At 65.4% G+C, this 21935-nt stretch carries 22 protein-coding genes and 1 pseudogene; 13 read left to right on the top strand and 10 right to left on the bottom strand.

The annotated features are described in order from the left end of the window. Positions 1-73: 73 nt before the first annotated feature. Together F7O44_RS13555 and F7O44_RS13550 are read right to left on the bottom strand one after the other, a co-directional pair. A complete protein-coding gene (locus F7O44_RS13555; protein ID WP_162450782.1) occupies positions 74-772 on the bottom strand; it encodes an ABC transporter permease in 699 nt (232 codons plus the stop codon). A 3-nt stretch (positions 773-775) separates the two neighbouring features. After that, complete coding sequence (locus tag F7O44_RS13550; RefSeq protein WP_162450781.1) at positions 776-1477, bottom strand: ABC transporter permease; 702 nt, start codon at positions 1475-1477, stop codon at positions 776-778. Between the two features lie 24 nt (positions 1478-1501). Here F7O44_RS13550 and F7O44_RS13545 point away from each other — a divergent pair, with 24 nt between their 5' ends. From F7O44_RS13545 to F7O44_RS13535, 3 genes and pseudogenes are all read left to right on the top strand, one after another. Next, on the top strand, positions 1502-2656 hold the full coding sequence (locus F7O44_RS13545) for an ABC transporter ATP-binding protein (RefSeq protein WP_162450780.1): 1155 nt from the start codon (positions 1502-1504) through the stop codon (positions 2654-2656). Positions 2657-3074: 418 nt separating this feature from the next. Then, positions 3075-3203, top strand: a pseudogene (locus F7O44_RS13540) (carbohydrate ABC transporter permease); the annotation flags it as partial. After that, the gene (locus F7O44_RS13535; RefSeq protein WP_162450779.1) at positions 3200-4024 is read left to right on the top strand and encodes a DeoR/GlpR family DNA-binding transcription regulator; all 825 of its coding nucleotides are present in this window, start codon (positions 3200-3202) and stop codon (positions 4022-4024) included. The pseudogene F7O44_RS13540 and the gene F7O44_RS13535, both read left to right, overlap by 4 nt. Positions 4025-4066: 42 nt before the next feature. Here F7O44_RS13535 and F7O44_RS13530 read toward each other — a convergent pair whose 3' ends face one another. Continuing rightward, positions 4067-4654: a hypothetical protein gene (locus F7O44_RS13530; protein WP_162450778.1), complete on the bottom strand. Its 588-nt coding sequence runs from the start codon at positions 4652-4654 to the stop codon at positions 4067-4069. A gap of 222 nt (positions 4655-4876) precedes the next feature. On the opposite strand from F7O44_RS13530, the gene F7O44_RS13525 reads away from it, so the two are divergent. The 3 genes from F7O44_RS13525 (at position 4877) to F7O44_RS13515 (ending at position 8504) form a co-directional block, all read left to right on the top strand. Continuing rightward, positions 4877-6406 (top strand): UDP-N-acetylglucosamine 1-carboxyvinyltransferase, encoded by a 1530-nt coding sequence (locus tag F7O44_RS13525; protein WP_162450777.1) that lies wholly within the window; start codon positions 4877-4879, stop codon positions 6404-6406. 101 nt (positions 6407-6507) lie between these two features. Then, entirely contained in the window at positions 6508-8007 is a 1500-nt protein-coding gene (locus F7O44_RS13520) for a DNA-3-methyladenine glycosylase 2 family protein (RefSeq protein WP_162450776.1), read from the top strand. A gap of 2 nt (positions 8008-8009) precedes the next feature. Further along, positions 8010-8504 carry a methylated-DNA--[protein]-cysteine S-methyltransferase gene (locus F7O44_RS13515; protein ID WP_162450775.1) on the top strand — a complete coding sequence of 165 codons (495 nt, stop codon included), beginning with the start codon at positions 8010-8012 and terminating at the stop codon, positions 8502-8504. Positions 8505-8547: 43 nt separating this feature from the next. Here the strand turns inward: F7O44_RS13515 and F7O44_RS13510 are convergent, their stop codons facing one another. From F7O44_RS13510 to F7O44_RS13500, 3 genes are all read right to left on the bottom strand, one after another. Continuing rightward, a complete protein-coding gene (locus tag F7O44_RS13510) occupies positions 8548-8865 on the bottom strand; it encodes a hypothetical protein (RefSeq protein ID WP_162450774.1) in 318 nt (105 codons plus the stop codon). Between the two features lie 93 nt (positions 8866-8958). Further along, the gene (locus tag F7O44_RS13505) at positions 8959-10005 is read right to left on the bottom strand and encodes a GNAT family N-acetyltransferase (protein WP_162450773.1); all 1047 of its coding nucleotides are present in this window, start codon (positions 10003-10005) and stop codon (positions 8959-8961) included. Between the two features lie 39 nt (positions 10006-10044). Then, the gene (locus F7O44_RS13500; RefSeq protein WP_162450772.1) at positions 10045-10746 is read right to left on the bottom strand and encodes an EcsC family protein; all 702 of its coding nucleotides are present in this window, start codon (positions 10744-10746) and stop codon (positions 10045-10047) included. Between the two features lie 124 nt (positions 10747-10870). On the opposite strand from F7O44_RS13500, the gene aat reads away from it, so the two are divergent. Together aat and F7O44_RS13490 are read left to right on the top strand one after the other, a co-directional pair. Further along, the gene (gene aat / locus F7O44_RS13495; protein WP_222851334.1) at positions 10871-11581 is read left to right on the top strand and encodes a leucyl/phenylalanyl-tRNA--protein transferase; all 711 of its coding nucleotides are present in this window, start codon (positions 10871-10873) and stop codon (positions 11579-11581) included. An 82-nt stretch (positions 11582-11663) separates the two neighbouring features. Further along, entirely contained in the window at positions 11664-12527 is an 864-nt protein-coding gene (locus F7O44_RS13490) for an Fpg/Nei family DNA glycosylase (protein WP_162450770.1), read from the top strand. Positions 12528-12535: 8 nt separating this feature from the next. Here F7O44_RS13490 and F7O44_RS13485 read toward each other — a convergent pair whose 3' ends face one another. Both F7O44_RS13485 and F7O44_RS13480 read right to left on the bottom strand, forming a co-directional pair. Next, on the bottom strand, positions 12536-12934 hold the full coding sequence (locus tag F7O44_RS13485) for a pilus assembly protein CpaE (protein WP_162450769.1): 399 nt from the start codon (positions 12932-12934) through the stop codon (positions 12536-12538). After that, the gene (locus tag F7O44_RS13480) at positions 12931-13581 is read right to left on the bottom strand and encodes a helix-turn-helix transcriptional regulator (RefSeq protein WP_162451032.1); all 651 of its coding nucleotides are present in this window, start codon (positions 13579-13581) and stop codon (positions 12931-12933) included. Before F7O44_RS13480 ends, F7O44_RS13485 begins: the two co-directional genes overlap by 4 nt. 144 nt (positions 13582-13725) lie before the next feature. Between F7O44_RS13480 and F7O44_RS13475 the strand changes: the two genes are divergently transcribed. From F7O44_RS13475 to F7O44_RS13465, 3 genes are all read left to right on the top strand, one after another. Continuing rightward, on the top strand, positions 13726-14712 hold the full coding sequence (locus tag F7O44_RS13475; RefSeq protein ID WP_343073873.1) for an ATP-binding cassette domain-containing protein: 987 nt from the start codon (positions 13726-13728) through the stop codon (positions 14710-14712). Then, a complete protein-coding gene (locus F7O44_RS13470; RefSeq protein WP_162450767.1) occupies positions 14709-15545 on the top strand; it encodes an ABC transporter permease in 837 nt (278 codons plus the stop codon). The genes F7O44_RS13475 and F7O44_RS13470 overlap by 4 nt, the downstream gene beginning before the upstream one ends. Positions 15546-15738: 193 nt before the next feature. Then, positions 15739-16932, top strand: a complete 1194-nt coding sequence (locus tag F7O44_RS13465; RefSeq protein WP_162450766.1) for an ATP-binding protein — start codon at positions 15739-15741, stop codon at positions 16930-16932. 110 nt (positions 16933-17042) lie between these two features. Here F7O44_RS13465 and F7O44_RS13460 read toward each other — a convergent pair whose 3' ends face one another. Beyond that, on the bottom strand, positions 17043-18314 hold the full coding sequence (locus F7O44_RS13460) for a globin domain-containing protein (protein WP_162450765.1): 1272 nt from the start codon (positions 18312-18314) through the stop codon (positions 17043-17045). Positions 18315-19037: 723 nt separating this feature from the next. On the opposite strand from F7O44_RS13460, the gene F7O44_RS13455 reads away from it, so the two are divergent. Next, on the top strand, positions 19038-19496 hold the full coding sequence (locus F7O44_RS13455) for an ATP-binding protein (protein ID WP_162450764.1): 459 nt from the start codon (positions 19038-19040) through the stop codon (positions 19494-19496). A 111-nt stretch (positions 19497-19607) separates the two neighbouring features. Then, entirely contained in the window at positions 19608-20528 is a 921-nt protein-coding gene (locus tag F7O44_RS13450) for a DUF5926 family protein (protein ID WP_222851333.1), read from the top strand. A 178-nt stretch (positions 20529-20706) separates the two neighbouring features. Here F7O44_RS13450 and F7O44_RS13445 read toward each other — a convergent pair whose 3' ends face one another. Next, complete coding sequence (locus F7O44_RS13445; RefSeq protein ID WP_162450762.1) at positions 20707-21915, bottom strand: arginine deiminase; 1209 nt, start codon at positions 21913-21915, stop codon at positions 20707-20709. Positions 21916-21935 lie beyond the last annotated feature (20 nt).

Raw genomic sequence — 21935 nt, 5'->3', positions numbered from 1 at the left:
CGTACGTACAGTCAACTATCCGGCACTGACAGGTTCATCCCGGCCAGCGTACTGAGTTTCGGCATCCTCCACCTCAGACTCCCGCGGGCCGCTCGACGAGCCGTCGCCGTTCGCTCCGGCGAAGCGGATCCACCCGGCGCTGAAGTATTTCCATCAGCGCTTCGATCAGCAACGCCAAGGCGGCGACCAGGATGGCACCGGCAATCATCTGCGGCCGGTCGCCGCGTCCGAACCCGGCGGTGATGATCCGGCCGAGACCGCCCCCAGCCACCAGCGCGGCGACGGTCGCCGTCGCGACGATCTGCACAGCAGCCAGCCGCACGCCGTTGACGATCAACGGTATGGCCAAAGGGAGCTCGACCTTACGAACCACCTGCGTCGCGGCCATGCCCATCCCCCGAGCGGCATCGACCGCGTCTTGATCCACCTCATGCACTCCGACATAGGTATTGGTCAGTACCGGCGGAAGTCCGAATACGACGAGCGCGATGATGATCGTCCAGTCGGACAACCCGAGGGGCGTCATGAACAGCAGCACGAGTACCGCGAACGTGGGGACCGCCCGGCCGATGTTGCTGATGTTGATGGCCAGCGTTCCGCCGCGGCGAATGTGCCCGAGCCAGAGTCCGATAGGGATCGCGATGACACAAACGATCAGCAACGAAAGGCTGGACAGCCAGAGGTGTTCGACGAAACGGGTCGGAACGCCGTCCGGCCCCCTCCAGTGATCGGCGTTGCCTAGCCAGCGCAGGGCGTCGAGGAAGTCGTTCATGAGTCAGCTCACCCCCCGGCGCCACGGCGTCGTTACCCGCAACATCAACACCAAGAGCAGATCCGCCGTCAACGCGAGCGCGACGACCAGCACCGACGCGGTCAACACTTCAGGCCGGAAGTTGCTACGCAGGCCACTGAAGATGAGCTCGCCGAGGCCGCCATGACCGACTATGACGCCCAGCGTCGTCATCGCGATCGTCGAGACGGTGGCGACACGCAGCGCCGCGATAATCGTGGGTAACGCCAGCGGCAGCTCGACTCTCAGCAGCATCCGCACGGTGCCGTATCCCATACCCACCGCTGCCTCCCGGACGTCGGCGGGGATCCCGTCCAGGCCGGTGACGATGCCCCGCACCAGAATGATCAGTGAATACAGCACCAGCCCAACGATCACTGTGGTCGAGGTGAGCCCGGTGACAGAGAGCAGCAGCCCGAACATCGCCAGCGACGGCACTGTGTACAGCACGGTCGAGGTACCGAGGATCAAAGCCGCCAGCCGTCGCCACCGCCTGGCCATGAGCGCCAGGACGAACGAGAGGACGAATCCGACGGCCACCGCGACGAGTGTGATCCACAGGTGCTCACGAAGTGCGTCGACGATGTGGTCGGACCGGGTCTGGACATACTCGGCACAGACCCAGTCGTTGCGCACCATGCAATTGTCGGGGATGGTTACCGTATGAACGGCCCTGGACAACGCCATCCACAAGACGGTACAGAAGAGCCGATGATTCGTCTCGATGGCGTCTCGAAGCAGTATCCCGACGGCACGGTTGCCGTCCACGAGTTGTCACTCGACGTGGCGCAAGGTGAGCTGGTCGTCCTGGTGGGACCTTCCGGCTGTGGGAAGACCACCACCATGAAGATGGTCAACCGCTTGGTCGAACCGAGCAGCGGGCGCATCTTCGTCGACGGGGCGGACGTCACTCACGCCGACACGGTCAAGCTTCGGCGCGGTATCGGATATGTGATTCAGAATGTCGGGCTCTTCCCGCACCGGTCGATCCAAGAGAACGTGGCTGTAGTTCCCGAACTGAGCGGCTGGCCGAGGGCTCGCCGGAAGGAGCGGGCCCACGAACTACTCGCACTCGTCGGGCTCGACCCGGACATCTATGCTCGGCGATACCCCCACGAACTATCCGGTGGCCAGCGCCAGCGGGTCGGAGTGGCTCGGGCGCTCGCCGCCGATCCTCCGGTGCTGTTGATGGACGAGCCGTTCAGCGCGGTCGACCCGGTGGTGCGGTCCCAGCTCCAGGACGAGTTTCTGCGGCTGCAGAGCGACGTTCGCAAGACCATTCTCTTCGTCACTCACGACATCGAGGAGGCCGTGCGGCTCGGCGACCGGATCGCGGTGTTCGCCCAGGGTGGCCGGCTCGAACAGTTCGACACACCGGCCGCCGTTCTCGGCTCTCCGGCCACGCCTTTCGTCGCCGACTTCGTCGGCTTCGACCGCGGGCTCAAGCAGTTGTCCGTCACGCCGGTCACCGTGTCGGATCTAGAACAGCCCCCAGTGGTCCGGGCGGACGACTCCCTCACGGTGGCCGCGGCCGCGATGGGGACCTCCCGGTGGGCGGTCGTCCTTGATGCCGGAGGCGGCCTTGCTGGATGGATCAGCCGGGAAGTGACCACGGGCGACGGGGCCGTGCGCGATCACGCTCGCCGCATGGAGGCATGGGTGGGGCTGGACGACAGCCTGAAGGTCGCTTTCGCCGAGATGCTGCAGTGGAACGCCGGCTGGATCGCGGTGCTCGACGCCGAGGACCGATACCTCGGCGTCCTGACGCCCGCCACTCTCCACGCCGCCCTCCGCCGATCGGTCGAGGCGGAGAGTCAGGCCATCCCGCCGAGCGAGGTCGACCTCATCACCGTCAACGACGCCTGATTCCGCAGTGGACACATCCGGGCTACCCACGTCGCCCACCTCGCGGGCCCGCGCCTGTCCGGCGCTCCGGATGGCGCTGAGCACGGCCGCGCAGTTCAACCGCCCCGCTCGTCGTGGCCGAATCGTACGCCATGGCCAAAGAGTCTTGACCAGTAACTGACGGGGCAGGCAGAATGCGACCCAAGCGCAAGATGTTGAACGTTTCGACTCTAGATCAGTCATAAATGTGCAACAATCGAACCGGTGCGCTCGGCGTCAGCCGTTCTTCCTAGGAGGCAGACATGAAACGGGCCACAAGCTGGCCGGCCGTCGCCATCGTCGGCGGCCTTGTGCTCACTTCCTGCGAACTCGGCACGCACTCATGTTCTACAACGTAGACCTTTCGACCAAGCCGGCCGCGACGCCCCGCCCGCCACGTGGGAGGAACGATTCGGCGTGGCAGGACGTCTTCGGAGTCTCTATAGTCGGCATCGTGCCCGTGGTGATCCCGTTCGCGCTTGTCGAGAAGCGCCTGGTCGCGGGCCTGACCGCCGGAGCAGTGAAATGAACTTCATCGAAACCCCACCTGAGCGCTCCGACTCCCGTGACCGTGCCCAGCGGCTCCAGTCTCTGCTCGACATGCTCGCTGAGCACGGACGGCTATCGGTCAGCTCCGCCGCGGAGTCGCTCGGCGTCTCCGAAGCGACCGTCCGCCGCGACTTCAGCACCTTGGCCGAACAGCAACTCGTCACCCGCACACATGGCGGTGTCGTTGCCGCCTCGGTGGCCTACGATCTCCCGGTGCGCTATCGCGGGCGCGGAGACACGAACGCGAAGGAGCGCATCGGCGCTGCCGCCGGGGACCTCGTCGAGCCAGGCATGGTGGTCGCCTTCAACGGCGGTACCACCACCTCGGCCACGGCACGGCGACTGGCCGCCAGGTCCGAGCTGGCGCAGGCAGGCCAGCGCCCGGCCGTCACGGTTGTCACCAATGCGCTCAACATCGCCACCGAGATGGTGCTGAGGCCCTTCATCCGCACCGTGATCCTGGGCGGCGTCGCTTTGCCTCAGTCCTACGAGCTCACCGGCCCGCTTGCCACGCTTGTACTCCAGGAGCTGTGGCTGGACATGCTGATGCTGGGCGTCGACGGGTTTTCTCTCGACAGCGGCGCCTCCTGTCATGACGAGAGCGAAGCTGGCGTCAATGCCATGATGGTGCGCCGCGCCCGACGTGTCGTCGTCGTCGCCGGGTCGGAGAAGCTGGGCAGACGCTCGTTCGCCCGTATCTGCGATGCTGATTCGGTCAACGTTTTGGTGACCGACCGCGACGCGGACGCCGGCATCGTCGAGGAACTCCGGGCCGCCGGCGTCACGGTTGTGCTGGCCTGAAGCCCTAGCCAACAACCGCGAGACCGAGGGGCAAGCGGCCGCTCAGGCGGTGCGTTCCTCGGGCTCGTCGTAAGACGCCGCCGGAGCCGGTTCTTCGGCTTCGGGCAAGAGGTTGCGGTTCTTGTCGTCCCACGCGACGAGATCGACGACGGTAGGAGCATCGGAGAGGTCAGGCCAAAGGTCGTTCCATTCGGCGCCCTCGGCAAGCCGAGCCAGTTCATTGCTCGGCGTCGACGCGCCGGGGCGCGTACTGCGGGTGTAGGCGATCTCGACCTGGAGCTGGTTGACTTGCCCGCGCATGGAATCGATCCGCTCACCGGCGACGTCGAGCAGCCCAACCATGTGGTTGGTGAACTCCCGATGCTCGTCGGCATAACGGGCGTGCTCATCAGCGTACTCGGCGGCTTGGTCGGCACGGACCGTAGCGACCTCGATACGCAGACGACGTTCGAGACGGAACGCGATAGTACCGAGAACGATAGAAGCGGCCACTCCAACCGCGGCCGCCACAACGGGCCAGTTTCCCCCCATCGCGTACGCGCTCAACGCGCCCACAGCGGTCAGGACTGGCGTGAGCACGGCCAGTGCGCGGACTGCGGTCAGGCGGCGGCGATGACGGACGGAGGCCATGCCCGACACGGTACCCCCAAATCCCACCAGATCCGGGTGCCACACGCCGACAAATCCACCGAGATCGGAGTCCCTCATGATCATTTGGCCAGGTGACACGGTTGGGCCGCATCCCCGTACGCCATGTACCCGGCCGTGCCGCTCCAGACGCGCGAACGTCCACCCGCGAGCCCCCCAGGGCGGGGCGACCGGTAACTCACATGTGAGATAAGGTGGCCGCTCGTGACAGATGACTACAGCGGCCAGATCGGTTCCCTAATCCGTGACTCCCGATTGCATCGAGGCTGGACCCAGAGCCAGCTGGCTGAGCAACTGGGAACCAGCCAAAGCGCCGTCAATCGAATAGAACGTGGACATCAGAACCTCAGCCTGGAAATGATCGCCCGGATCGGCAAAGCGCTGGACAGCGAGCTCGTCTCAGTCGGCCAGGCCGGACCCACCCACCTACGCGTGACCGGCGGCCAGCGTCTCTCCGGCAGTATCGACGTGAAGACCAGTAAGAACGCAAGCGTCGCCCTCCTGTGTGCGAGCCTGCTCAACAAGGGCAAAACGGTACTGCGGGGCATCGCACGCATCGAAGAGGTCAACCGGATCATCGAGGTCATCGAGAGCATCGGCATCAAGACCCGCTGGCTCAACGACAAACGCGACCTCGAGATCGTCCCTCCAGAGCGGCTGAATCTCGACGACATGGATGTCGCCGCCGCACGGCGCACCCGGAGCGTGATCATGTTCCTGGGGCCGCTGTTGCACCGGGAGAAAGAGTTCAAGCTCCCGTACGCGGGCGGCTGCAGCTTGGGCACCAGAACGGTACAGCCACACATGGCGGCGCTGCGCCCATTCGGACTGGAGCTCAAGGCCACCGGCGGCTTCTACCACGCTGAGGTCGACCACTCGGCCAGCCCCACTCGCCCGATCGTCCTGATCGAGCGCGGCGACACCGTCACTGAAAACGCGCTCATGGCCGCCGCCCGCAACGACGGCGTCACCGTCATCCGCAATGCCAGCCCCAACTACATGGTTCAAGACCTGTGCTACTTCCTGACCAGGCTGGGCGTCGAGATCGACGGCATCGGCACCACCACGTTGACAGTACGTGGGGTCAAAGACATCGAGTGCGACGTCGATTATGCGCCGTCGGAAGACCCGATCGAGGCGATGAGCCTGCTGACGGCTGCGATCGTCACATCATCCGAGGTCACGGTGGCGCGCGCGCCGGTGGAGTTCCTCGAGATCGAGCTGGCCCTTCTGGAAGAGATGGGTCTCGACTTCGACCTCAGCGCGGAATACCGGGCAGGCAACGGAGAGACCCGGCTGGTGGACATCACCGTCCGGCCGTCCATGCTCAAGCCCTCCCACGACAAGATCCACCCCATGCCGTTCCCAGGCTTGAACATCGACAACCTGCCGTTCTTCGCCCTGATCGCGGCCACGGCCTCGGGGACCACGCTGATTCACGACTGGGTCTACGAGAATCGGGCTATCTATCTCACCGAGCTGACCCGGCTCGGAGGCAAGGTCACATTGCTCGATCCGCATCGCGTCATGGTCGAGGGTCCCACCCACTGGTCCGGGACCGAGATCATCTGCCCACCGGCCCTCCGGCCCGCAGTTGTGGTGCTGCTGGCCATGCTCGCCGCCAAGGGCACCTCCGTGCTGCGTAACGTCTACGTGATCAACCGGGGTTACGAGGACCTGGCCGCGCGACTGTCCCTGCTGGGCGCCACTATCGAGACGTTTCGCGACCTGTGACGGCAGGAGGAGGCAAGGCACGCGCTGGCGGCTGGGGGCCAGCCAGAGCGGTGTCTGATTTCCGCTAGTAAATCGGGGTTCCGCGCCCGCAGACTGTACTCATGCTTGACGCAGACGTGTGCTACCGAGCGGTCCAGGGCCGCGACGCGCGGTTCGACGGCATCTTCTATCTCGGGGTGACGTCCACCGGAATCTATTGCCGGCCGAGCTGCCCGGCGATGACACCGAAACAAGCCAACGTGCGCTTCTACCGATCCGCGGCTGAGGCGCAGAGCGCCGGCTTTCGCGCCTGCCGGCGCTGCCGGCCGGACACGGCCCCCGGCTCACCGGAATGGAACGTCCGAGCCGACGTGACCGCGCGCGCCATGCGGATGATCGCCGACGGCGTCGTCGACCGCGACGGCGTAGCCGGGCTCGCCGACCGACTCGGCTACAGCGAACGCCAGCTCCACCGGACGCTGACGAACGAGGTAGGCGCCGGCCCGTTGCGGATAGCCAGGTCACAACGCGCGCACTCGGCACGCATCCTGCTGGAAACCACCGACATGGCGGTAACCGAGATCGCCTTCGCAGCCGGTTTCGCCAGCATCCGCCAGTTCAACGACACGATTCGCCAGATCTACGCGCTGACGCCGAGCGAGCTGCGGGCCAGGGCCTCGGGTCGCCGGGCCGCGAGCCGTCCAGGCCGCTCATCGGCAACCGACAGGTTGGAGCCCACCGGCACCATCGAGCTACGGCTGGCGTACCGGCAACCTGCCGACCTGGACGGCATCCTGGATTTCCTGGCCTTGCGAGCAGTCCCCGGCGTGGAAGAGGTCAGCGGACGCACGTACCGCAGGAGCCTCACGTTGCCGCACGGCCCCGGGGTCGCGGAGCTGACGCCCCAAGCACACTGGGTACGTGCCGTGTTGCACCTGACCGATCCGCGCGATCTGACCGCCGCTGTTGCCCGGTGCCGCCGCATCTTCGATCTCGACGCCGACCCACAGGCGGTCGACCACATCCTGGGCGCCGATCCTGCGCTGCGTCCGCTGGTGGACGCAGCGCCAGGGCGACGGTCACCGGGTGCCGCTGACGGCGCTGAGCTCGCGGTCCGGGCCGTGATCGGGCAGCAGATATCGGTCGCCGCTGCCCGCACCGTCGCCGGCCGGCTGGTGTCCAGTCATGGCAAGCCGCTGGATGCACCCGTGGGCGCGGTGACACACACGTTTCCTTCTCCGGCCGTTCTGGCCGGCGTCGACCCCTCGACTTTCCCCATGCCGAAGAGTCGCCAACGCACCCTGCATGAGCTCACCAACCGGATCGCCGACGGGCGCGTGCGGCTCGATCCAGGCGTAGACCGCGCCGAGGCAGAACACCAGCTGCTCGACGTTCCCGGAATCGGACCGTGGACCGCTAGCTACGTGCGGCTGCGCGCGCTCAACGACCCAGACGTCTTCCTCCCCACCGATCTCGGCGTCGTCCACGGCTTACGTCAGCTCGGACTGCCCACGGAGGGTGATGCGCTGACCTCGATCGCCGAGCGATGGCGGCCGTGGCGCTCGTACGCATTGATGCACGTCTGGTCGGCCGCTTCTCACACTTCGACTTCGGGAGAATGACAATGTCTCAGATCTATTGGACCACCATCGACAGTCCGGTGGGCGAGTTACTACTGACAGCGGACGACGCCGGCCTCACCGGGCTGCACATGGAAGAGCGGCGCCACGGGCCCGCCGGAATAGATCCGCGGTGGGTCCGTGACGAATCCACCTTCGCCGACGCACACAAGCAGATCGATGCGTATTTCGCGGGCGAGCTGCAAGAATTCGATCTTCCTCTCAACCCGTCCGGCACGACATTCCAGCGCCGGGTGTGGGCCTCGCTGCGGACCATCCCGTACGGCGAGGTTCGCAGCTACCGGGAAATCGCGGAAGAAATCGGCCGCCCCACGGCGTCGCGGGCAGTGGGTATGGCGAATGGTCGTAACCCGATCTCGATCATCGTCCCGTGCCACCGGGTCATCGGCACATCCGGAGCACTCACCGGGTACGGGGGCGGCCTGGAGCGCAAACGCCTCCTACTGGACATGGAGTCTCAGGAAGCAAGCCTCCTGTAGGAGTCAGCGTGGACTCCGAGCGGCACTCGAGAATCCTGCGGCGTCACCATTCCCAGCCCCGGTTGCGAAGTTCGGCTTCCAATATCAGCCGGCGGACGGGGCCTTCGGTATCCGGAATCGGCACCCCGGACATCCGCGCCGCGTCACACAGCAGATGTTCGTAGGCCGCCGTGGCAGCGATCAAGTGGTGTCCTCGCGCCCATCGGCGCATGTCACGCTCGAGTGTGTGGATCTCAGCTGCGACACTCGAGAGGCGGTACTGAACGGCGAGGGTGTCGAAGGGATCCGGATGGTGCTCACGCCCATCACCGGGCCAGCGCTGGAACAGGGCCCGGAACAGATCCACGAAGCTCGTCCTCATATGCGACTCCACTTATGAGGATAGTCAACATTCTGTGCCTCATGTCACGTTTGCGGCAGGGATATCGAGGAGATTCGCGGGCTGCCGGGGTGGTCAGCTGAGTTCCTTGGCGTACAGGACGCCCGTGCGGCAGCGGTCGTAGCCGAGCCGGGTGTAGGCGCCGAGAGCGCCGGTCGGGTTCTCGGTGTCGACGTCGAGTCCGGCGTACTCGATGCCGGACTCGGCAAAGGCGGCCATCGAAGCCGCCAACAGGGCGCCGGCTATGCCGCGGCCTCGGTACTCGCGTCGCACACCCAAGAGGTCGGTCCAGCCCTCGCTGAAGCCTTGCGCCTCCCAGTCCTGTTTGTAGGCGCTGGCGAGGGTGTAGCCTACGACGCCGCCGGTAGCGGTGTCGTAGGCGACAAAGCTCCAGTCAGGCCGGAACCCCTCGGTGTTGATCACTTGGAGTTGCCATGACTCCGCGCTGATCGGGCTGGAGCCCCAATGGTCCCGGGCGAAAGACTCGTTGTGGGTAACCCTGACCTCTTCGTCGCGCTCAGCTGAGTAGCCCTCGATCCGGATTCCCTCTGCAGGATTGACGCCGGGCAATGGCTGCGCCAGGTCGCGCCGCATCTCGACATACCAGCGCAATGGGGTGAAGCCGGTGCTCTCGGCCAGCGCCTTGGCGCCCATATGGTGATCGTCGGTGAACACGCGGATCCGCGCCGGCAAAGAGGAATCGACCGCGCCAAGCTGCTGCCGCGCCCGAGCCTCCGACCATTCGATCAAAGCGCGCCCGATCCCGCGGCGGCGATACTCCGGATGGACGGCGCCGAACAGGATGGGCGCCAACGTGCCTGCCGTGACCGGCTCGAACTCCGAGCGAGCGAACGCCCGAAGCCGTCCTTGCGCGTCGAAGCCGCCGACGCTGTCCCGCGCCGGGTCCCGCCATGTGCCCTTGAACACGTCGGCAAGGTCTCGTTCGGATGAGCGTTCAACGGCATCATCGTGTTCCTCGACCGTACTGACGAGGGCATACCACGCCGGGACGTCGCCGGGAGTCAAGGCCCGCCAGGACAGACCTTCGGTGGCCGGGAGCACCGGCAGACGATCAGGTGCCTGCGCGCGCTCCGACACAGGCGACAGATTTGCGGTGGTCACACGCTCACGATAGAGATTCCCGCAACCGACGCCAACCGATTATCTTCGCCGCTCAGGCTCGACCATGATGTGCGTCGGGAACTGACTGTTCGCGTAGCGGCCCACCGACCAAGTTGAGACGGCGTCGACCCCGGCACTGACCGCCCCGCCGAGTATCGGAACCCGCTTGGCGAGCATCAACGTGGCGTGTTTGCCACCGATGCGCGCGGCCAGTTCCTGGGCGACCCGTGCCGCCACTCGCTCCACGGTGACCGGTTCCACCCTGCCGCGACTGACCGCGACCTCGTGCGGGGAAGCCGGCAGGTCCTTCTCGCGGCTGATCGGCTCGGCACCGTCCCTGCCCAGCAGCGTCATCAGCGCAGCGGTGCGGACTCGAGGATCAGCGATGTCATATCCGCGCAGGTGTGCGATGGCGGCGGACATGCGCAGATGCAACACCGCTACACCGGCGATGTTGGCGGGAATCGCCACTGGCATGGTGACCACACCACCGACGTTGGCAACGAAACCCTGGACGCCGGCCAGCCTGACGTGCTGCTCGATCACATCACGGATGGCGCGATCGACGTCGCGACGACGCTCCAGGTGCTTACGGGCGACCTCCCTGGCACCGGGAAAGCCGGTGAAGCCGTCGATCGCCTTGTCAACGAATTGCTGAGCGCCGCGGGCCGCCACCGCCGGCGCCGTGCGGCGCGCCGCCTGGTTGCCGGCCCACATGGCCATATTCGCCCGAAGACCCATGCTTACACCTTACGACGCAGACACGCGGACCGCTCCTGGTGCCCCGCAAGAAATCACCAGCCGGTTGCCGAGAAGAAATACCCTGGAAGCTGGCCAGCGAAATACCAGCCCTGGGAGGACACGGGTGCCAGTCGAGCCACCCCCAACCCGGTGGGAGCTTCCCGCCGTTCACGCGGGCAATGACGATCTGATCGCGATCGGTGCCGACCTCGAGCCCGGCACGCTGCTGGCGGCATACAGATCCGGCCTGTTCCCGATGCCGGTGGACCGGTTGTTCGGCCGGTCGGACGAACTGGCTTGGTGGTCGCCCAACCCACGTGGTGTCCTGCCGCTCGGAGGCTTGCGAGTTCCCCGTTCCCTACGGCAGGCCTGTCGGCGCTTCGAGATCCGCGTCGACACAGCATTCGACGAAGTGCTTGCGGCCTGCGCGGATCCGAGCCGGCCAGGTGCCTGGATCACGGACGAGATCCGCGGCGCATACAGCCGGCTGCGCCGGCTCGGGTGGGCGCACTCGGTGGAGGCATGGACGCGCGACGGTCACCTTGCCGGCGGGCTCTACGGCGTCGCGATCGGAGGGCTCTTCGCAGGTGAGTCGATGTTCCACGTCCGGCAGCGGTGGGGCCGCGACGCGTCCAAAGTCGCGCTGGTGGCGTTGGTCGAGATACTCAGGGCCGACGGCGCCTCTGGCCGGCTGCTGGATGTTCAATGGGGCACCCCGCATTTGACGAGTCTCGGCGTCGTCGAGATCTCGAGGAGTGAGTACCTGAGCCGGCTCCGGACCGCGCTGCGTCTCGAGCTTCCCCCGGCGTTCGCGAGTCACGGCCCCGATCAGTAGCCCTGCCCCGCGCCTCTACCTTCTCCGAATGATCGGAGAAGTTGGGGCGGCGTTTTCGGGTCTTGTGCGTCATGATGTTGGCATGCCGGAACTGCCGGAGGTCGAGGCGCTGGGCGCCTTCTTGCGCGAGAATGCGGTTGGCAAAGTCGTCACGCGGGTCGACGTCGCCGCGATCAGCGTGCTCAAGACGTTCGATCCACCAGTGACCGCACTCGGCGGTCTGACCGTCACGGCTGTATCCCGGCACGGCAAGTTCCTCGACATCGACTGCGACGGCGTCCACCTGGTGGTCCATCTAGCCCGGGCCGGCTGGCTGCGCTGGAGCGACTCCATCTCCCCGCGGCCACCAAAACCCGGCAAAGGACCCTTGGCCATGCGCGTCCATCTGAGCGACGGCTCGGGCTTCGACCTCACCGAAGCCGGCACGCGCAAGAAGCTGGCCGTCTACGTCGTCCGCGACGCATCAGAGGTCCCCGGAATCGCCCGGCTCGGCGTCGATCCGCTGTCGCCCGAGTTCACCCCGGATCGGCTGCGCGCGCTGCTGACCGACGCGGGACGGTCCCGGATCAAGGGAGTGCTCAGGGATCAGTCGGTGATAGCCGGCATCGGCAACGCCTACTCCGACGAGGTCCTGCATGCCGCCCGGCTGTCGCCGTTCCATCCGGCCTCGACATTGGCCGACGACGACGTCAGCCGCCTGCACGAGGTCATCGTCGGCGAACTGTCCAGCGCACTCTCACGAGCTACCGGACTGGCGGCGCGCGACCTCAAAGACTCGAAGAGAACCTCGATGCGCGTACACGGGCGTACGGGCGAGGCCTGCCCGGTCTGCCAGGATACGGTCCGCGAAGTCTCGTTCTCCGATTCGAGTTTCCAGTACTGCCCTACCTGCCAGACGGGCGGAAAGGTCCTCGCAGATCGCCGCTTGTCCCGACTTCTGAAATAGGCGGCCAGTCAACCAGCTACCAGGTACAGCAGGGCACGGCCATAGGCCTCCGCGGCCTCCTCGGCTTCCCGCGTGATCTCTTTGCCGTTCACCTCGAGCAGCACTGCGAAACCCGCGCGCTCCTGGGTGAGTCGCATGAATGCCCCGCCCAACAGCTCCCGCAGCTGAGCTTCGGTCGGCAACCACAGTGCCGCGTCCGTCTCCACGCTGTCCAATGCCCACTCGACAGTTCCGTTGAAGCCGATCACCCGTCCAGTCGGAAACTCATGAACGTCGACCACCATGGTGCTCACGACGAACACCTCGTCGTCCATGCCCCGATCCGGCAGAACGAAATGGTCACCGGCACGCGGCTCCCATCGCACGCCGGCTTCTCGAAGCTGGCGCGCCAGGCCGACGGAGATCATCTGCCCATTGTGCCGCGATCAGGGCCCGGAGGATCATCGACGTCCGGCAGATCAGCCCAGTCAGCGAGCACCTCGACGCTACGCTCCCCTTCATCCGCCATCACATATGCGCCTTCCTGCAGGCGGCGAATGAGTCCGCGGGTCCATTCCACGCCGCTGTCGGCGTTGTGGATCCACAGCCGCATGATCTCGCCGATGTGACCCCACTCCTCGGGGGGAGTGGTAGGGCTCCAATGCTCGAGCACCTCGCGTCGCCACTCTTGGAGCTTCACGATGCGCTCTTCGAGCAGTGCAATGGCCTCGTCGCGCCTGAGGTCGACGATGAAGCCGACCCCCGTGGTCAGCAAGTCGGTCTTCTGATCATGTGCCCGCACAGCCTCACGCAGAAGGTCCAGGTAAACCTTGTCTCCTGCCGGCGTCATCTCGTACTCCGTGCGGGGAGGACCGCCCGCTGTGCTTGGCGCGGTGTCGTGCGCGAGCAGGAGTCCTTCCTTAGCCAGCTGCTTCAAGGCGTGATAGATCGATCCAGGTTTGGCCGTGGACCATTCATGTGCGCCCCAGAACTCGAGATCGTTTCGGATCTGGTACCCATGCGCACGCCCGTGCTGCCGGACCGCCCCCAGGACCAGCAGCCGAATGACCGACACCTTCGTCTCCATCCACACCCCTTCCATGCCACAGCGTATCGACAACGCCGAGGGAATAGACAGGCGACTCATCAAGTTTGACTAGTTGGCGATCGGATGTTAGGTTCGCCCAACTGTTCAAATTTGACTAGTGGGAGGTCCACTGTGCTCAGCCCCAATGGCGCTGACGCAATCACCATCGAAGGTCTCGCCAAGGTCTACGGCAAGAAGGAAGCCCTGAACGGCGTCGACCTGAACATTCCCCGCGGCACCGTCCAGGCGATCCTGGGCCCGAACGGCGCGGGAAAGACCACCATGGTCCGAATCCTCGCGACATTGCTGCGGCCCACCCGGGGCCGGGCGGAGGTGGCCGGCTTCGACGTCGTCAAGGAGCCGGATGAGGTCCGGTACCGTATCGGCCTACTCGGACAGCACGCCGCAGTGGACGAGGAACTCAGCGGCCGTCAGAACCTGGAACTATTCGGCAGGCTCTACCACCTGGGTGGCAAACACGCGGCGCTCCGGGCCGAAGAACTGCTCGAACAGTTCGACCTGACCGACACTGGCAAGAAGGCGATCAAGCAGTACAGCGGCGGCATGAGGCGCCGGCTCGACCTCGCCGCCAGCCTGATCATGGCCCCTGAGATCCTCTTCCTCGACGAGCCCACAACAGGCCTCGACCCCCGCGGGCGCACCGAGGTGTGGAACGCGGTGCGCTCACTGATCGGCGACGGCACCACGGTGCTACTCACCACTCAGTATCTGGAGGAAGCCGATCAGCTAGCCGATCGGATCTCCGTCGTCGACCACGGACGGATCATCGCCGACGGCACCGCCGACGAACTGAAGTCCGCCCTGGGCGCGGACCGCATCGATGTCGTCGTGCAGGACGCCGGCAAGCTGGAAGTTGCGGCGTCCCTGGTCCGGCGAGCGACCCATGCCGAGGAAGTCGCCGTCGACACGTACCGCCGGCTCGTCAGCGCTCCCGTAGACGACCGCATGACCGCATTGTCCGAGACGGTGCGCGCACTGGAAGACGCCGGCATCGACGCCGAGGACATCGCGCTCCGCCGTCCCACGCTGGATGAGGTCTTCCTGAATTTGACCGGTTCCACCACGCGCAGTGACGAGGATCAGGAGGTCACCGCATGACGACGGCCACACAGCACCCGGACACGCGCCGGCACACACCGGGCTCCCGGACCGGGCGAGCCGTCATCGACGGCATCACGATGACTCGCCGAGGACTGGCGCATTGGGGACGCAACCCGGGGCAGCTGGTCGTCGGGCTGCTGTTTCCCGTCATGATGCTGGTGATGTTCGCCTACTTCCTGGGCGGCGGCATGGAGGTCGCCGGCGGCGGCGACTACAAGGAGTTTCTCGTCCCAGGCATGTTTGCCTTGAGCATGGCCTTTGGCCTCGAAGGCACCATGGTCGCGCTCACTCAGGACATCAACAAAGGTGTACTCGACCGTTTCCGCTCCATGCCGATCGCCCCTTCCGCGATCCTGGTCGGGCGTAGCACCGTCGACATGCTGAACTCGATCGTCGGCCTGCTCATCATGGTCGGTGCGGGGCTGGCGATCGGCTGGCGCTGGCACGGCACGCTGGCCGCCGCGTTCGGAGCCGTCGGCTTGCTGCTCTTGCTGCGCTTCGCCATGTTGTGGGTCGGACTGTACCTGGCGCTTGTCGCCGGCAAGCCGGAGATGGTGCAAGCGGTGCAGATTCTCGTATGGCCGGTGGCATTCATGTCCAGCGTGTTCGTGTCGCCCGACACGATGCCGACCTGGCTGGGCGCCATCGCCGAGTGGAACCCGATGTCGGCAACGGCGGGCGGCGTCCGGGAACTCTTCGAGAACCCCAGCTGGGGCGGAGATTCATGGGTGGTCGACAACGCAGTGCTGATGGCGGTGGCCTGGCCGCTATTGCTGCTGCTGATCTTCGCGCCACTCGCGGTCCGGCGTTTCAAGGCGCTCAGCAAGTAAGGCTCCGGGGCTTATCCGGGCCGGGAACAGGATGCCGCGGCCCGGATAAGCCGGTATCACATTATCTAGCTCAAGAACTAGAGATGCCTATAGCGACTGAGAATCCGTCAGAGTCGACGATCTTGGGCAACACGCGCTAACCCCATCTAAGGAAATCTAAAGCTCAACCTAGACGAGCCGATAGAGTCCGATGATGGATCCGGTACGCAATCCCTATGCCCCCGGCGCAGGCCAGCGACCACCGGAGCTGGCCGGACGTGATCGCGAACTGGAACAGTTCGATGTAGTTCTGGAGCGCATTGCCCGCGGCCGCCCAGAGCGGTCGCTGGTACTGACTGGCCTGCGCGGGGTGGGGAAGACGGTTCTGCTCAACGCCTTGCGGTCGCAGGCTATCCGCAAGCTCTGGGGAACCGGCAAGATCGAGGCTCGGCCGGATCAATCCATCCGGCGACCGTTGGCCAGTGCCCTGCACATGGCTGTGCGCGAACTCACCCCTCGACACCGGGACCCCGATCACGTCGACCGGTTTCTGTCCGTGCTCAAAGCCTTCGCACTAAGATCAGGCGGCGAGAACGCCAAGCTCCGCGACCGCTGGCATCCTGGGATCGACCTTCCGGCGGCCTCCGGCCGGGCTGATACCGGCGACATCGAGGTCGATCTCGTCGAGCTTCTGGTCGACGCGGCCGCGGTGGCCCGGGATGTCGGCGTCGGCATCGCCGTCTTCATCGACGAGATGCAGGACATTCCCGCGCCCGACGTCTCAGCTCTCTGCGCAGCCTGCCACGAGCTGTCGCAGCAGGCGCTACCGCTGGTCGTGGTCGGTGCGGGACTTCCACACCTGCCCGCCGTCCTGTCCGCCTCGAAGTCCTACTCTGAGCGACTCTTCCGCTACATCCGGATCGATCGCCTCGACCGGGAGGCAGCTGATTTCGCACTCGCGGCTCCCGCGGCCGAAGAAGATGTCACCTACGAACAAGCCGCACTCGACGCCTTGTACGCGACCACAGAGGGCTATCCGTACTTCGTACAGGCCTACGGCAAAGTCACCTGGGATCACGCACCGGCCGTACCGATCACCGCCGACGACGTCAAGGTTGCCGCACCCCATGCCGAAACCGAGCTGGCCGTCGGATTCTTCGGCTCACGCTACGAGCGCGCGACTCCGGCAGAGAGGGAGTATCTCCTCGCGATCGCCGCGTTGTCGGAGTTCACCGATGGCACGGTCACGACATCGGATGTCGCCGTTCACCTGGGCCGCAAGCCGTCATCCCTGTCGCCGGCCAGGGACGCACTGATCAAGAAGGGCCTGCTCTACTCCGCCGAACGCGGCACCATCGCCTTCACGGTGCCGCATTTCGGTCTCTACCTCCGCAAGTACGCCACCTGACTGATCTTGCACTCTCTCAGGACATCTAGCGCTGTCTAACGATTTCGGAATATTGACCTAGAGGCGCCGATACATGCCCGTCGTAGCGGCCGAGCGGGGCGCGCTGCTGCCTACCACGTGCCGTAGTCGTCGCAGACGATCTGCTCCTCGGGAATCTGCTGCTCTCGAAGCCGGCTCAGCGCGGCCTGCACCATCGTGGTGGGGCCGGCCAGGTAGACATCGTGCTGACGCCAGTCTCCGTAGGCCGAGACGATATTGCCCATCAGATCGGGACTGCGGTCCTCGGGGCCTTCCGGCGACACGACCGGAACGACGGTCAGCCGGCGATAGCGCACGCCGATCGACTCGAGATGCGGCAACGCGTAGAGACTGTCCCGGTCGCGACCGGCATAGAAGACGTGCACGCGCCGGCCGTCGAGTCGCTGCTCCAGCTCCTGCAGGCCCGCCAGGATCGGCGCGATACCGACACCACCGGCGATGCACAGCAGGTCTCGCTCCGACCGGGGGTTGGCGAGGTCGTAACCTTGTGGCGCACCTAGCCGAAGCACGTCCCCGGCCTCCGTACGCCATACCAGCGCGCTGCTGACCCATCCGGCTCCGACCGCTCGGACATGGAACTCGACGAGGCCATCGTCGCGGGGCGCCGACGCCATGGACAGCGCACGCCACATCTTGGGACGGCGAGACGACTGGACATAGCAGTATTGCCCCGGGCGATACGGGTAGTCGGTGTGCGGACGAGCTTGAATGATCGCGAGGTCGTCGAGGAGCCGCCGATGGAAGACGACCTCGGCGTCCCACCACGCGGGCCACATGACCGCGTCGCGCTCGGCGCTCTCGGCCATGATCATGGCGATGGTGTCGTAAGCATGGACCCAGGCCTTCTCATGCCTTTCGGTCCATTGCTCGCCGAGTTCCTGCCGGAACGCCATGACCAGAGCCGATCCCAGCGGACCGTAGTGCTCAGTGATGACGCCGAACTTGCGGTGGTCGCGGCCGAGCCCTTCCAGGTAAGACACGAGCTCTTCACGGTTCTCAGCGCTGCCGACGATCCGGATCAGCGCGGAGACCAAACGGGATCGCTGAACTTCCATTCCGGCCGGAAACAGTTCGCGCAACTCCGGCCGACTGGCAAAGAGGTTCGCATAGAACCGCCTCGCCAACGCCTCGAGTTTGTCTTCGGCGAGAGTGATGGTGGCGCGCAGCGCATAAGTATCGAATCCGAATGCGCCGGTCCGGACCGGTTCGCGGACGGCAGCGGCTGGTGCCGGAACGGTCTGCTGCTGAGTGTCGGCGTGCTCGTGCCATCCTGATTCGGGCTCGGGCGTCTCGTCGCCGTCGTCCGACGATGCGTCGGAATCCTGAAGATCTGAGACGGTCATCAGCCTCGGACCGCCCTCTTGGTGGCTAGCGCCATTCTTGGCCATGTCATCCCGCCGGACCTGCTCCACTCCATTCGGAACGGGACGTGCCTGTGGGGTGCCATCGATGTGCCCGCCGGCAGGCACGCCATTCTGTGAGTTTGGGTCGACGAGTGGTGCCACCGCAGAAGCGCCGGAACGCGCAGCATCGGGCGCAGCTTCGCCAGCCGCCCCCTCTTCTACCGGAACGCCATTCTTGCGCCCCGTGGTGTCCCGCTTCCCCGCTGCCCGGGAGTGAGTCCACATCGTCATCCTCTCCGCCCCGTGCTAAACCTAGCGCCCAAACCCCTAGTTACGTAAGGATGCAACAACGTCTGCGGGACATATGTAGGCGATGAGGGCATCGCGGGTAGACGATCTGCGCCGAAGGCGGGGGCCACAAAAAGCCGGATACGCTGGTGAGCGACCACTTCGAAAGCCTTTTGCCCGTTGGGGGTCGCGATACGGCACCTTTCATAATTCCTTCAGCACCGTCTCAATATGCGGATACAAGAGCTCCCCCGCCGACATGAAGTGGCCTTCATCACCATCTCCGAGACCTCTCGTGCGATATCGCTGTAGATGCGAGCCAAACGTCGCAAACTGCCGATGCACATAGGGGCCACCAATGTTTGACAGACGTGAATTCAGGGCACGACTCCACTCGGGCGTAACGTACCGAAGCATTCGGGAGGGAGGTGCACGATGGCTCGGACCGCAGCCGTCCGGCAGCCCGTGACGGCTGAGGACGCTCGGGCACTCGAAGTCGCCAATGCCATCAGCAGTGTGCCTGCCGCTCGCCATGCCGTCGCTGATGATCTTCGCGTCGCCGGCATTCCGCAGACTGTCCTGGACAGCGTCTTGGTAGTTGTCACCGAACTCGTCTCCAATGCGCTTCGCCACGCCACACCCATCAAGTTCTCTGATTCTCGCGAAGGCGTCCTCCTCAGGTGGAACGTGACGAATCGGCACGTTCTCATCGACGTGACCGACGGTGGTGGCGACGAGCGCCCCGAACTCAAACATGCGCCGCCCGTCGAGCTGGAGGGCCGGGGACTGGCCATGGTGAACGCACTCGCTCGCGACTGGTCGGTACGCTCGGAGAACGGCCGGGTGACCGTCCAGGCCGTCGTCGGGCCCTGGGAGCGAGGCATCGACAAATAAGGGAGCACCAGCCCTTTGCAGCCGCCCGCAACGGCGTTCCCCCGCACACGCTAGCGGAATTCAGGCCGCGTGACTCTTCTGCCGGACTCCCGAGCAGTTAGTCTCGGACACGTGAGTAACAGCGTCGAGATCCCAGTTGTCGGTCCGCGCGAGCCGTGCCCTTGTGGTTCCGGGAAGCGCTACAAAATCTGCCACGGCAAGAAGGCCAGGGCGGCCGACCGTCAGTATGTCAGTAGACCGTTCCGCGGTTTGCCCGGTGAATGCGATTGGGTCGCTCTCCGGGAGATCGTCTCGGCCGCGACGGCAACGGTCCAGCTGGCCGGTGAACACGGCGGCCGTGAGATCACCGTCGCCAGCATCCTTCCGGGCGCCGCTCCGGCGCTGGTGCGCGAATCCGGCGAGATCCTGCTCGGTCTTCAGACGGTTGCCGCGACCGGCGACCCCAGCGCTGACCTCGGACACACCTTGCAGCAGTCACTCGCCGCCGATCCAGGCTCGCCGGTCGCGCCCGGGCCCCGGCCGCCACAAGCGCCCCGCCTCCAGGACCTCGTGTCACCCGACTCGAGTTTTGAGGTCACCGTCCACGACGGCTTTGACTTCTGGCTCGATCCGGAGTCCGAGCCCACTGCCCATGAACGGTCGTTGCTCGAGAACGCCAACGAAGCAGCCGTACCGGCTGCCCGGCTCACCTCGGTCGAGGCCGCGTATTGGTGCCGACTCGGCGACCGTGACCAAGTTCGCTGGGTACTTCCCTACGAGGAAGAGCCACTGCTCGACGCCCTAGCCCGGCTCCACGTCCGAGGAGACGACACCTTGGGGCCCGACACCCGGCTGCTCGGCACCTTCCGCGCCCACGGTCTCCTGGTGCCGGTATGGGACCTCGCCGACGGCACCCAGGCGGACCAAGCAGAAGAGCCGGTGGCGGCGCTGCGGAAGCGTCTGGAGGAGGCCCTGGGGGAAACCACGGCCCTCGACGGTGAACAGCGCCGTGCACGGGCCGGTCTGGCCAACCGGCAGGTAACGATCCGCTGAGTGCGCTGCCAGCCACTGGGCTGATCCGAGGGGCAAAGCCTCGGGCGGACATGAGAACCCCGGTCACACATGACGGGGGAACACGTGCGACCGGGGCTTGCTCAAGATTACAGTCTCTGGGCGTGATGCGTCATTTGCCGCAGCAACTTTTTTCCTTAACCAGCCGAACTGACCGCATCTAATCGTTCAGATCCAGCGAATCACGCGCGATCGGGCACGACATACAACGTGGCCCACCCCTGCCGGTCCCCAATTCGCTGCCCGGAATGCGCAGCACTTCGATACCCGCGGCCTCAAGCCGGACGTTCGTCTCGACGTTTCGCTCGTATGCCACCGCTAGTCTCGGAGCGACGGCCAGCGTGTTGTTGCCGTCGTCCCACTGCTCACGCTCGGCCGTCACCGGGTCCAGCCCGGTATCGATGATCCGCAACTCGTCGATGCCCATGGCTTCGGCCGCGAGTTCTACGAACGGTGCCGGAGAGCTGACGACGAGGTCGCCCTCAGCCAGCCGGATAGCGAAAGCGTGAAGCTCGTCGACGACGTTCGGATACATCACGACGGCATCGGCATCCACCATGGTGCACACCGTGTCGAGGTGCATCGTGGCACGGTCTTGGGCCACCGGAACGGCGAGAACCGTACGGGCCAGGCCACTGCCCAGGACGTTGCGTGCGAGGCGTTCCACACCCGCGGGCGTTGTGCGCTCTCCGGTGCCCACCGCTACGACGCCCGGCGCCATCAGCAGCACGTCACCACCTTCGAGCGTCTCGAGCTCCGGAGTGTAGATCGCGTCCACCCCCTCGAATCGGGGATGGTGCGCATAGATCGCCGCGGTCAGGCTGGTTTCTCTCCGCCGCGCCGGCATAGCCAGGCTGCTGACTGCCACCCGATCCCCTACCCACACGCTCGAATCACGAGTGAACAGAAGATTAGGCAACGGGTCGATGACGAAGTCATAACGATCCATCAACACATATCCGAGGCCTCGACCCGCGGAAAACTCCTCATGCGCAAGCCCGGCGATCAAAACGTAGGCAAGGTCTTCGGGATGCAGGCCGCCAAGATGGGCCCGCAAAGCGGCACGAAGTGTGTCACCGAGGCGCGCGTCGGTCAGCACCGCGTCGATGCACAACTGCCGGGCCGCCTCCAGCCGCAAGGTCTCGACCAACAGCTCACGGAGATACAGGACCTCCACGTCGTGATTCCGTAGCGTCTCGGCGAAGGCATCGTGTTCTTCCTGAGCGCGATCAACCCAGGGGATGCCATCGAACAACAAGGCATCGTTGTTACGCGGCGTCAGACGTTTGAGTTCCGGACCGGGCCGGTGCAGAAGGACGGCTCGAAGCCGTCCCACCTCGGAGTCGGCGCCGTTGCTGCGTGGTCTCATCCTTGCCGAGGCTACGCGAC

It is taken from the genome of Phytoactinopolyspora mesophila (assembly GCF_010122465.1).
In the GTDB taxonomy this organism is placed as follows: domain Bacteria; phylum Actinomycetota; class Actinomycetes; order Jiangellales; family Jiangellaceae; genus Phytoactinopolyspora; species Phytoactinopolyspora mesophila.
The sequence above is the reverse complement of the archived record's forward strand: the minus strand, read 5'-3'. Positions and strand labels throughout refer to the sequence as shown.